The organism is Curtobacterium poinsettiae (assembly GCF_025677645.1).
Classification (GTDB): Bacteria; Actinomycetota; Actinomycetes; order Actinomycetales; family Microbacteriaceae; genus Curtobacterium; species Curtobacterium poinsettiae_A.
Window position 1 is genome coordinate 1,207,584 of the sequence record NZ_CP106879.1, and the last position, 11,355, is coordinate 1,218,938.

The window sequence follows — 11,355 nt, forward strand, 5'->3', positions numbered from 1 at the left end:
GAATGGTCGGGTCGCGAAGTCGGACCCGACCATTCCTGCTCACGAAGCGGCCGCGCGGCAGCGCGCCTTCAGCGGTTGAAGAACAGCAGCCCGCGTACGAAGCCGGCCTGCCCCGCGTGCTGCGTGCAGTCGTCCAGGATGCTCACGAGTCGCGCGCCGGCCGTCACGGGCGGGTCCCACGCGTCGTCGACGACGGGGTCGAGGTCGTCCGGGCCGAGCGTGCCGAGGTACGCGACCGTGCGCTCGTGCACGGCGCGCAGGTACCCGGTGAGCAGCTCGGCGGACGCCCGCACCCGCCCGACGTCGTCGCGGGACATGCCGTAGCCGAGCGCCTCGGCAGGGAACGGCAGGCCGAACCGGTCGTACCAGCCGTCCGCCGTCCAGACCTGCTCGGAGCCGGCGAGGTCGGCGATCTGCACGTCCTGGCCGCGGGCGATGTGCCATGCGAGCCACGCCAGGGTGTTCGCCCCGGCGGCCGGGCGTGCGGCGAGCTGGTCTTCGGAGAGCCCGTCGACGGCCCGCTCGACCGTCTCGGGGACGCGGGAGAACGCTTCGATGAGGAGTTCAGAGGGGGTCATGGCGCTCACGCTACGCGGGGGCCGTGACACCCGCTGTCACACGGCGGTGCTGCGGTGGTGGCGCTCCAGGGCGGCGCCGAGCCCCTCGAACGCGGCCGCGACCGCGGCACGTTCCGACGGTGCGACGACCTGCCGGAACGCGTCGGAGTAGACGGCGCCGACCTCGCGGGCGACCGCCGTGCCCGACGGTGTGAGGTGCAGCAGCACGCTCCGGCGGTCCTCGGGGTTCGGGCGACGCTCCAGGTGTCCGTGCTTCTCGAGCCGGTCGATCAGCGACGTCATCGCACCGGTGGTGAGTTCGAGGTACTCGCCGGCCTGCTTCGGGGTCACGCCGTGGCCACCGGCGGCGCTGAGGAAGAACACGAAGCGGGTGTCCGTGTCGTGCAGCCCGCGGATCGTGCTCTCGTGGTGCAGGACGCGCGCGTGCTGCACCTGGAGCACGCGGAAGGCGGTGAGGAGACGCGACAGGTCGACGTCCGGGTCCGCCTCGGTGCCGATCGGGTCGAGCGCCGTCACGTCGGGCGACACCGGCGCCGACGGGGTCACGGGGTCGACGCGTGCTGCGGGGGCGGCGGGTGTGTGCGGGGGGAGGACGACCGGGTCGGTGTCCGTCATGGGGGCTCGTCTCGGGTTCGGGGTGGGAATCTCAGTCAACAAGTATCTCAATCATTAAGATACCCCCAGCACGGGGGGTGTCCTCGCCCTTGTGAGCAACTCGACCGCAAAGTAGCTTGATCGTCGTACCACCTCGGCACGTAGCGCGACCAACCACCGCGGGCCCGTCCGAACCACCGATCAGATCTCTTCCTCACGGAGTCCAACCATGTCTCGTGTCACGCCTCGTGCTGCCCGCCTCGCCGCCTGGATCGCCATCCCCGCCGCCCTCGTCGCCTCGGGGGTCGTCGTCTCAACGGCCTCGTACGCGGCCTTCTCCTCGACCACGGTCAACCCGACGAACAACTGGACGGCCGGCAGTGTCGCCCTGTCCGACGACGACAACAACACCGCGCTGTTCACGGCGAACAACCTGAAGCCCGGCTCGACCGGTGCGAACTGCATCGCGGTGACGTCGACCGGTTCGCTGCCCTCGGCCGTGAAGCTCTACGGCACGAACGTCTCGACCACGAAGGACCTGGCGGCGAACGTCAACCTGACCGTCGAGCAGGGCACCGGCGGCGGCTTCGGCTCCTGCTCCGGCTTCACCCCGGCCGCCACGGGCGGGTCGCTCTACAGCGGCACCGTCGCGGGCTTCGGCGCCGCCTCGACCAACTACGCGACCGGCGTCGGCACCTGGGCCCCGACGGGCACCGCGTCCGAGACGCGCGTCTACCGCGTCACCTACACGGTCTCGAGCACCGCGCCGAACACGGTGCAGGGCGGCACCGCAGCCCTCGGCTTCACCTGGGAGGCCCAGAACAGCTGAGCCGGGCCCGGGGCCGAACCAGCCCCGTCCGTTCCCGCCCCGCAACGCGCCCCCGGTCGAAGGCAGTCATGAGCAGCATCGCAGTGCACGGTGGTCCCGCACCGCACGCAGCGGTCCGTGACGCCGTCGACTGGGGGCGCGTCGTCGTCGCCACCGTCGCCCGGGGCGTGGTCGCGACGCTGCTCGGCCTCGCGCTCTGGGCGGCCGCGCCGGCGCTCATCGGCTGGCAGCCGACCACCGTGATGACCGGTTCGATGCAGCCGCGGATCGTCCCCGGTGACGTGGTCGTCTCGCGTCCGGTCGGCTCCGGCGAGATCGCGACGGGCAAGGTCCTGCTCGCCGACGACCCGGACCAGGCGGACCACCTGCGCATGCACCGCTACGTCGAGGACGGCCCCGGCGGCACCATGGTCACGAAGGGCGACGCCAACCCGCAACAGGACTCGACACCGATCGAGCGCTCCGCGGTGCACGGCGTCGCCTTCCTGCGCATCCCCTTCATCGGCACCCCGATCCGGTGGATCAGTGCAGGGGAGTGGGGCCTGGTCGCGATGCTCGCGCTCGGCCTGACCGCGGTGCTCGCGCTCTGCACGATCGACGGGTCGCTCCGGCGACTCGTCGAAGCCGACGACGACACCGACGGTGCAGCCGGCGGTCCGGACGCCGCGGCTGGCCCGGACCACGCGGCCGGTCCGGCAGCCGGTACCGACGACGGCCTGGAGGCGCGGGTCGGCGCCGCCACGGGCCTCCCGGCCGCTGCGTCCAGCGTCCTCACGCGTCGCGCGCTGCGGCGACGAGCGCGTCGCGTGCGCCGACTGCGCCGCGTCGGCGGCGGCGCCGCGGTGCTCGTGCTCGCTGCGGCAGCCAGTGTCCTGCTGCCCGGAGCGGCGGACGCGGCTCCTTGGTCACGGACCACCGTCGCACCGACCGCGGCCTTCACGGCGGGCACGGCGACCCCCGCCACGGCGCTGACCTGCATGCCGAACGGTGACGGCTCGGTGAACATCGGCTTCGCGTACAACGGGCCGGCAGCGGCGTCCTTCTCGGTGCTCAACACGAACGCGAACACGATCGCGGCGACCGGACCGGCGGGCAGCACGGCGCCGATCCGGGTCACGGGCAGCGGCATCCTCACCCTCGGTGCGGTCGTCACCGTGAAGATCCGCACCAACTGGGCAGGTTCTTGGTACGTCGACAGCACGGCGACGACGCGCATCCAGACCGCGCTCGTCGGCACGAACCTGAGCTGCGCGAACTGACGCCCGATCGGTTGTCCACAGGGCACCGCGAGGTGTCCGGGGATGTCCCCGGCCGGCGTTACCGTGGCCGCATGCGCATCCTGCACACCGGCGACTGGCACCTCGGCCGCACACTGCTGGGTGCCGACCTGCTCGAGCACCAGGCCGCGTTCACCGACTGGCTCGTCGACCTCGCCCGCGAGCGCGCGGTCGACCTCGTCGTCATCGCCGGCGACGTCTACGACCGTGCGATCCCGCCGGTGGACGCCGTCCGCATGCTCTCCCGCGTGCTGGAGCGCCTCGCCGAGACCACGACGGTGGTGCTCACGCCGGGCAACCACGACTCCGCCGCGCGGCTCGGCTTCGGGGCCGGCGTGATGGGGCAGCGCGTGCGCATCCTCGCCGAGCCCGCACACGTGGCCGATCCGGTGCTCGTGACCGACGACGACGGCCCGGTGGCCGTGTACGGCATCCCGTACCTGCACCCCGACCTCACGCGGTACGCCCTGGCGGCGGTCCCCGACGAACCCCTCGCCCGCTCGCACCACGCCGTCGTGCACGCCGCCACCGAACGGGTCCGCGCCGACCTCGAGACGCGGGCCGGCACCCGGAGCGTCGTCGTCGCGCACGCCTTCGTCGGGGGCGCCGACCCGAGCGACAGCGAGCAGGACATCCGCGTCGGCGGGGTCGACCGCGTGGCCGAGTCGGTGTTCGACGGGTTCGACTACGTCGCCCTCGGACACCTGCACGGCCCGCAACGCGTCGGCGACGACGACCGGGTCCGGTACGCCGGGTCACCGCTGGCGTTCTCGTTCGGCGAGCGGCACCAGCGGAAGTCCGTGACCATCGCCGAACTCGACGCGGCCGGTGCCGTCACCGTCGAGCTCGTGCCGACCCCGGTGCCGCGGCGGCTCGTGGACGTCCGGGGCAGCATCGACGCCATCGAGTCCGGGGACTTCCGGGCCGATGCCGATGCCTGGGTCCGCGTCGCGGTGACCGACACCGTGCACCCGGAACGCATGTACGCCCGCGTGAAGGACCACTTCCCGCACGCCCTGGCGATCACGCACGAACCGGCGGACCGGCCGACCGCCACCGCCGCGCGGGCCGTCACCGCGACGTCCGACCCGGTCGAGGTCGCCGGTGACTTCGTGGCCTTCGCCACCGGCGGGCTGCCCGACGACGACGAACGGGCGGTGCTCACCGAGGCGTACGAGGCCGCGGCGCTCGCCCTGCAGCGTGAGGGGGACCGCTGATGTACCTGCACCGACTCGAACTGCGCGCCATCGGGCCGTACCCCGACCTCGTGACCATCGACTTCGCGGCGCTGGCCGCGTCCGGGGTCTTCCTGCTCGAAGGGCCGACCGGTTCCGGCAAGTCGACGATCATCGACGCCGTCGTGTTCGCCCTGTACGGCGGACTCGCCGGGTCCGACGCCAGCTCGGACCGGCTGCACAGCCAGCACGCCGACCCCGTGGTCGAGCCGTTCGTCGAGCTCGTGTTCGAGACCGGTGCGGGGGTGTTCCGGGTCCGGCGCACCCCGCAGTACGACCGACCGAAGCAGCGGGGGACCGGCACGGTGAAGCAGCAGGCGTCCGTGCAGCTGTTCCGGCTCGCGGCGTCCACCGACGTCGCCGGCGAACCCATGTCGTCCCGCATCCCCGAGGTCGGGGTCGAGATCGCCCGGATCGTCGGGCTCGACCGCGCGCAGTTCCTGCAGACCGTGGTGCTGCCGCAGGGCGAGTTCGCACGGTTCCTCCGCTCCCCGGGGGAAGACCGCCGGAAGCTCCTGCAGTCGCTGTTCGGCACCCAGGTCTACGACCGCACCGCCGACGAGCTCGCCGCTCGCCGCCGAGCCGTGCAGGCCGAGGTCGAGGGGGCCGACGACCGCGTCCGCGACGCCCTGGCCCGGTTCGCGCAGGCGGCCGGCCTCGCCGACGCTGACGAATCCGTGGTCCCCGGCACGGTGGCGTCCCTCCGCGCGACGGCCGACGCCGCCGGGGCAGCCCGGGCGGCTGCGGCTGCCGCTGCGACGGCGGCGACCGAACACGAACGATCGGTGACGGCTCGTGCGGCCGCCCTCGACCGGCGAGCGGCACTGCTGCGGCGGCAGGCGCTGCTCGACGACGACGCCCCGCAGATCGAGCAGGCGCGGGCAGCGGTCGCGACGGCCGAGCGTGCCGCCCGGGTCGCGGCGGTTGCCGACGGCCTCGACGCCGCAACCGTGCGGGCCGACGACACCGCCGCGGCAGCGGCCCGGCTGCGTGACCAGCACGCGCTCCTCGCCGCCGATGCAGGGCAGGTCGTCCGGCGCCGCGACACGTTGACCGACGCCCTGTCCGACGTCCGGCACGTCGTCGCGGTCGAGGCCGAAGCGGACGCACGACGCACCGCCATCGCCGAGACCACTGCGACCGCATCGCGGCTCACCGACGACCTCGCCGCCCTCGACACCGCGCTCGAAGCCCGGCCGACGGAACGAGCCCGGATCGTCGAGGCCGCCCGCACCGCCTCGACGACCGCTGCCGACGCCGACGCAGCCGCGCACGAGGTCGCCCGGGTGCAGTCGCTCCGCGCCGACCTGGCCGCGCGCGACCGCGCCGAGCAGCGCGTCGCCGATGCCGAACGCATCGTGGCCGGTGCCCGCCGTCGTGCCACCGAGGCGCTCGACGCCGAACGTTCCCTGCGCGAGCGGCGGATCGCCGGGCTCGCCGGAGAGCTCGGAGCCGCGCTGACCCCCGGTGACCCGTGCCCGGTCTGCGGGTCGACCGTCCACCCCTCCGTGGCCGCGCCGCAGGACGACCACCCGACGATCCAGGCGGTGGAGTCCGCCGGCGACGCCACGCGTCTGGCCGACCAGCAGCTCGCGGACGCCGCGGCCGACCTGGCCGTCGAGCGCGCCGAGCACCTCCGACTGGTCGCCGTCGTCGGCGCGGTCGACGCGGTCGCCCTCGACGCCATGGCGGTCGCCGCCGACGAGCGGGTCCGAGCGGCGCACGACGCCGCGGCGCTCGTGCTGGACCACGAGCGTGAGCGGACGGCGCACGACACCGCGACCAGGGCGCTCGAGCGTGAGCGGAACGACCTCGACGCCCGGCGGACGGTGCTCGTGACGACTGCGGCCGCAGATGCCGAGCGGCTCGAGGCCGACCTGCGATCCGTGCACGAGGCGATCGACCGGCTCGGCGCGCTGCTCGACGGCGACGACACCAGCGACAGCGCGCCGGTCTCGCTCCGGGCCGTGGTCGACGAGCTCGACGGACGGCTGACGGTGCTCCGCGCCGTCGCCGAGGCCGACGACCGCGCGGCAGCCGCGGCCCGCGCACGCGACGAGCGCAGCGCCGAGGTCGCCCGGGTCCTCGACGAGCAGGCGTTCCCAGACGTCGACGCCGCACGAGCCGGCCTGCTCGAGCCCGACACCGTCGCACGCTTCCGCAGCAGCATCAGCGCAGCCGAGGCCGAACGCGCCGTCGTCCGGGCAGGGCTCGACGACCCCGCGGTGGTGCAGGCCGCCGACGACGATCCGGAGCAGCTCGACCTGCAGGCGGCCCAGGCCGAACGGGTCCGCGCCACGGCCGAGCTCGACGAGGCCACCCGGCTCGCGGTCACCGCAGCGCACCGCGCCGAGGCCGTCGAGCAGTGTGCGACCGAGGTCGACCGCGCCGTTCGCGCGCGGCAGGAGACCTCGGCCCGCAGCCGCGCCGTCGTCCGGCTCGCCGACGTCGCAAACGGTGTGGCATCGGTGAACCCGACCGGCATCACGCTCGGCACCTACGTGCTCATGCGGCGCTTCGAGGACGTCGTGGCGGCGGCGAACGACCGGTTGCGCGGCATGCTCGCCGGGCGGTTCACCCTCGAGACCTCCGACGAACGGGAATCCGGGTCACGGTCGCGACGGACGGGGCTCGCCCTCGCCGTGCACGACCACACGACCGACACCATCCGTGATCCCCGCAGCCTGTCGGGCGGCGAGACGTTCACCGTGTCGCTGTGCCTGGCGCTCGGCCTGGCCGACGTCGTGCAGGCCGAGGCCGGCGGGGTCTCGCTCGGCACCCTGTTCGTCGACGAGGGGTTCGGCACGCTCGACCCCGAGACCCTCGACGACGTCATCGGGCAGTTGTCGCGACTGACCGCGGGCGGGCGACAGGTCGGGATCGTCAGCCACGTCGAGGAACTCAAGCAGCGGATCCCGGAGCGGATCGCCGTGCGACGCACCCCGGCCGGCGGGTCGCAGGTGACGACCACGGTCTGACCGGCGGGACGCTACGGGGTCGGCGTCGACTCCACCGTGCCGTCGGGCGGCGGCAGGATGTCCGCCGCGATCCACGGGAACACCCACTGGAACAGCACGAACACGATGGCGACGAGGAGCACGAGCAGCTCGAGCACCTTCAGGGCGGTGGGGCCGGGCAGCAGCCGCCAGACCAGGGGGAAGATCACTTGGCGGTCTCCGAGAGTTCCTTCGGGGTGCCCTCGGACGCGGGCATCCAGTAGTCGAGCTTCGCGTGCGTCACGAACCGCTCCGCCGCGGACCACATCGGGTGACAGGCGGTCAGCGTGAGCCAGCGGTCCTGGGGGGTCGGTTCCACGCCCGGCTCGTTCGGCACCGGCGCGATCGTCTCGATCTTGTCGGGCGTGACGATCTGGCTGTCGGTGACCTTGTAGACGTACCAGACGTCGAACTTCGTCTTGGCGTCGGTGACCCGGACCACGACCGAGTCGCCCTTCTGCAGCTCAGCGATCTGGTTGAGCGGCTTGCCGTAGGTGACGCGGTGTCCGGCCACGGCGAAGTTGCCGGGTGCTCCGGGCATCGCGGTGTCCTGGTAGTGGCCGAGCCCGATGGTGTTGAGGACCTGCTCACGATCCGTGCCCTCGCCGATCGGCCGGTTGTAGTCCTTGCCGAACCGGGGGATCTGCATCGTGCCGAACACGTCCGACAACCCCGGCGGTTCGTCCAGCACGGGTGCGGTGCCACGGTGCTCGGTGCCCTCGACCTTCGGCGTCTTGACCTGGTCGAGGCCCTGCACGAGCTTCGTCTGCTCGTTCACGGCGACGACGTCGGTCCACCACGCCGTCCACACGACGTACAGGCCGGTGCCGGCGCCCGCGATGATGAGCAACTCGGCGATGAGCGACACGATCGCGCCGCCGACCGTCTGCCGTCTGCGCGGGGAACGCCGGGACCGCGAACCGGCTTCGTCGTCCCGTGCGCTGCGGCGCGACGGGAGGGTGTCGTGTGCGGTCACGGGGCTCCTGATCGGCTTGGTGGTCGGACAGGTCTATCAGATCACGGCGACAGGCCGGTGACGACGTTCTCCCCACCCCCGTTAACGTGGGGGCATGGAGTACCGGATCCGCCCGTTCCGCACCGAGGACACCGACGCGGTCGTCGCCCTGTGGGAATCGTGCGACCTCGTCCGACCCTGGAACGACCCCCGGCGTGACATCGCCCGCAAGCTGACGGTCCAGCCCGAGCTCTTCCTGGTCGCGGAGCCGGACGGTTCCGACACCGCCGAAGTGGTCGCCGCGGGCATGGCAGGCTTCGACGGGCACCGCGGCTGGGTGAACTACCTCGCCGTGCGCCCGGACCTGCAGGGCTCCGGCCTCGGTCGCACCCTGATGGCCGAGTTCGAGCGGCTGCTCACCGACCTCGGCTGCCCGAAGCTCAACCTCCAGGTGCGGACGGGCAACGAGCAGGTGCTCGGGTTCTACGCGGCCCTCGGCTACACCGACGACCGCACGGTCTCGCTCGGCAAGCGCCTCATCCCCGACGCCTGAGGGCCTCCTCGTGCTCCGGGGCCCAGGCTGCACGGTGCGGGTTCGCTCATCGGGTGCGGTGTCGGCGGCCTCGTGCGGTGCTGCAGGTCTGCACCGGGCGGTCGACCTCGCACGGGGTGGCCGCCCCCGACCGGCCCAACCCCGCCCCGACCAGCCCCGCCCCGACCAGCCCCGACCCGACCCGATCCGACCCGTCCCGACCCGACCCGGCACCGTGCCAGCCCCGAACGGGCCCTACGCCAGCGCCAGCGCCACCGACGCGACGAACGCCAGCACGATGCCGATCCACTGCTGCGCGGTCAACCGTTCCCGCAGCACCACCCCGGCCAGCACCACCGTGCCGATCGGGTAGAGCGCGTTGAGCACACTCACGACGGGCAGGGTCGCCGGGTCGTCGCTGCTGTGCAGTCCCGCCTGGATGAACACGTTCGCCATCGCGTCGAAGACGCCGCACACGGCCACCGTGACCAGCAGCCGCGGACCCCATGCGCGACGCGACCGAGGCTCGAGGACGGCGGCAGCCCCGTCGGGGCGGGCCGACGTCGGGGCGGACACCGGGCCTCCCGTCCGGAGCACGACGACGATCGTCGCCGCACCCAGCAGCACCGCCTGCAGCACCCGCGCGACCACGAGGGGTGCGACGCCCGAGTCGGACGGCGTCATGTCGTAGGCCAGCACGATCCCGCCGAAGCCGCACCCGGCGACGGCGGCGGCGACGATGCCCCGCGCGGTGAGCCGTGTGCCCGAGGCGTCCCGGACCACCGCGACCAGGACCACCGCGACGACGGCGACCCCGAGCGCGCCGGTGGCCACGGGCGACAGCACCGTGCCGCGGAGCACCGCGACGAGCACCGGCACGACGGCCGCGAACACGGCGGTGACGGGGGAGAGCACGCTCATCGGTCCGATCGCGAGTGCCGCGTAGAGCAGCAGCACCCCGACACCGCCGGAGAGCCCGGCGACCGCGCCCCAGCCGCGGCCGGCCACGAGAACACGCCACCCAGGACCACCAGTCCGACGAGCAGCGGCACGATCCCGATCGCGGCGGCCACCGCGGTGACGACGACCGGGCGGATCTGGCGCGAGGCGAGTCCGCCCAGGAAGTCGGCGAACCCGTAGACGATCGCGCCGGACAGGCCGAACAGGACGGTGAGCACGGCTCCCATCCTGCCCGGCCCGGTACCCTGCGGTGCGTGAGTGTTCCCTACCAGCGCCTGCCCCGGATCGACGCGCGCTGGAGGTGGTGGCGGCCGCTCGTCGCCCTCGCGTTCCTGGCGGGGTGGTACCTCGTGTCGCAGATCGTCATCGCGGTCGCGTACTTCGTTCCGATCCTCCGCGCACAGGGCGCCGACGGCCTGATCCAGTTGCAGAACGACCTGGCGAGCGGTGCGCTCGACCCCACCGACCCGGTCGTGCTCTCGATGTCGCTGGTGTCGCTCGTGGTCCTGCTGCCGGGGATCCTGCTCGCCGTGAAGATCGCGCGGATCGGACCGGCCGGCATCCTGTCGTCGACGCGGTTCCGGGTCCGGTGGGCCTGGACGGCGTGGTGCCTGCTGCCGACGCTCGTCATCGCCGCGTTCATGTTCTGGGTGCAGGGGAGCGGCATGCTCACCCTCGACGGGGGCCTGGCGTGGAACCACGACGCGATCGGCCAGTCGACGGTCTCCCTCGGCACCCTCACCCTGACGATCGTCCTCGTCGTCCTGCTCGTCCCGTTCCAGGGCGCGGCCGAGGAGTACATCTTCCGTGGATTCCTCATGCAGACGATCGCGTCGTGGATCCCGCGTCGCGCCGGCACGATCATCGCCGTGGCGATCTCGACGGTCGTGTTCGCGGTGCTGCACATCCCGAACGGCTACAACGTCTGGGGCATCCTCGACGTCGGCTCGTTCGGCCTGATCGCGGCGATCATCGTCCTCCGGACCGGTGGGCTCGAGGCCACGGTCCTGCAGCACGCGTTCAACAACATCATGATCTTCGTGCTGCAGGCGCCCGGCTGGTCGCGGATCGACCTGACCTCGTCCGACGCGAACGGCACGTGGCAGGGCTGGCTCGTCACGCTGGGCACGTCGCTCGCGTTCTGGGGCATGGTCGAGTTCCTGGCGTGGTGGCGGGGCCTGGACCGCCGGTTCGCCGGGCACGAGGCACCCAGGTTCCGCGGTGTGACCCCGGCCTGGGCGGGCGGGGTGCGATGGACGCGGCCTGGAGGCACGGGCTGGGCGACCACGCCGGCCCGCGCCGACGACGTGGCCGGTTCCGACCGCCGTGCCGACTCCGGCACGGACGGCGCCGAGCACGGCGAGGCGCGCTGACCCCGACTGTGGACAGTGCGGTGGGT

At 73.1% G+C, this 11,355-nt stretch carries 12 protein-coding genes; 6 read left to right on the forward strand and 6 right to left on the reverse strand.

The window, feature by feature from the left end:
* Window positions 1-68: 68 nt before the first annotated feature.
* Together OE229_RS05975 and OE229_RS05980 are read right to left on the reverse strand one after the other, a co-directional pair.
* Window positions 69-578 (reverse strand): mycothiol transferase, encoded by a 510-nt coding sequence (locus tag OE229_RS05975; protein ID WP_182066133.1) that lies wholly within the window; start codon window positions 576-578, stop codon window positions 69-71.
* Between the two features lie 36 nt (window positions 579-614).
* Window positions 615-1,193 carry a MarR family winged helix-turn-helix transcriptional regulator gene (locus tag OE229_RS05980; protein WP_262136945.1) on the reverse strand — a complete coding sequence of 193 codons (579 nt, stop codon included), beginning with the start codon at window positions 1,191-1,193 and terminating at the stop codon, window positions 615-617.
* Between the two features lie 208 nt (window positions 1,194-1,401).
* Between OE229_RS05980 and OE229_RS05985 the strand changes: the two genes are divergently transcribed.
* The 4 genes from OE229_RS05985 to OE229_RS06000 all read left to right on the forward strand — a co-directional run bounded on the left by OE229_RS05985 (window position 1,402) and on the right by OE229_RS06000 (window position 7,491).
* Window positions 1,402-2,001, forward strand: a complete 600-nt coding sequence (locus OE229_RS05985; RefSeq protein ID WP_110864334.1) for a M73 family metallopeptidase — start codon at window positions 1,402-1,404, stop codon at window positions 1,999-2,001.
* Window positions 2,002-2,069: 68 nt separating this feature from the next.
* The gene (locus OE229_RS05990; RefSeq protein WP_262136947.1) at window positions 2,070-3,260 is read left to right on the forward strand and encodes a S24/S26 family peptidase; all 1,191 of its coding nucleotides are present in this window, start codon (window positions 2,070-2,072) and stop codon (window positions 3,258-3,260) included.
* Between the two features lie 71 nt (window positions 3,261-3,331).
* Window positions 3,332-4,495 (forward strand): metallophosphoesterase family protein, encoded by a 1,164-nt coding sequence (locus tag OE229_RS05995; RefSeq protein WP_209133147.1) that lies wholly within the window; start codon window positions 3,332-3,334, stop codon window positions 4,493-4,495.
* Complete coding sequence (locus OE229_RS06000; RefSeq protein WP_262136949.1) at window positions 4,495-7,491, forward strand: AAA family ATPase; 2,997 nt, start codon at window positions 4,495-4,497, stop codon at window positions 7,489-7,491. The genes OE229_RS05995 and OE229_RS06000 overlap by 1 nt, the downstream gene beginning before the upstream one ends.
* 11 nt (window positions 7,492-7,502) lie before the next feature.
* On the opposite strand, the gene OE229_RS06005 is transcribed toward OE229_RS06000, so the two are convergent.
* Window positions 7,503-7,679: a hypothetical protein gene (locus tag OE229_RS06005; protein ID WP_156463787.1), complete on the reverse strand. Its 177-nt coding sequence runs from the start codon at window positions 7,677-7,679 to the stop codon at window positions 7,503-7,505.
* Complete coding sequence (locus tag OE229_RS06010; RefSeq protein ID WP_259580444.1) at window positions 7,676-8,485, reverse strand: class E sortase; 810 nt, start codon at window positions 8,483-8,485, stop codon at window positions 7,676-7,678. Before OE229_RS06010 ends, OE229_RS06005 begins: the two co-directional genes overlap by 4 nt.
* 94 nt (window positions 8,486-8,579) lie before the next feature.
* Here OE229_RS06010 and OE229_RS06015 point away from each other — a divergent pair, with 94 nt between their 5' ends.
* Complete coding sequence (locus tag OE229_RS06015) at window positions 8,580-9,017, forward strand: GNAT family acetyltransferase (protein WP_209133151.1); 438 nt, start codon at window positions 8,580-8,582, stop codon at window positions 9,015-9,017.
* A 234-nt stretch (window positions 9,018-9,251) separates the two neighbouring features.
* Here the strand turns inward: OE229_RS06015 and OE229_RS06020 are convergent, their stop codons facing one another.
* Window positions 9,252-10,004, reverse strand: a complete 753-nt coding sequence (locus OE229_RS06020; RefSeq protein WP_263345119.1) for a DMT family transporter — start codon at window positions 10,002-10,004, stop codon at window positions 9,252-9,254.
* Window positions 9,914-10,174, reverse strand: a complete 261-nt coding sequence (locus OE229_RS06025; RefSeq protein WP_263345120.1) for a hypothetical protein — start codon at window positions 10,172-10,174, stop codon at window positions 9,914-9,916. The genes OE229_RS06020 and OE229_RS06025 overlap by 91 nt, the downstream gene beginning before the upstream one ends.
* 36 nt (window positions 10,175-10,210) lie before the next feature.
* Between OE229_RS06025 and OE229_RS06030 the strand changes: the two genes are divergently transcribed.
* On the forward strand, window positions 10,211-11,329 hold the full coding sequence (locus OE229_RS06030) for a CPBP family intramembrane glutamic endopeptidase (RefSeq protein WP_263345121.1): 1,119 nt from the start codon (window positions 10,211-10,213) through the stop codon (window positions 11,327-11,329).
* Window positions 11,330-11,355: the final 26 nt, after the last annotated feature.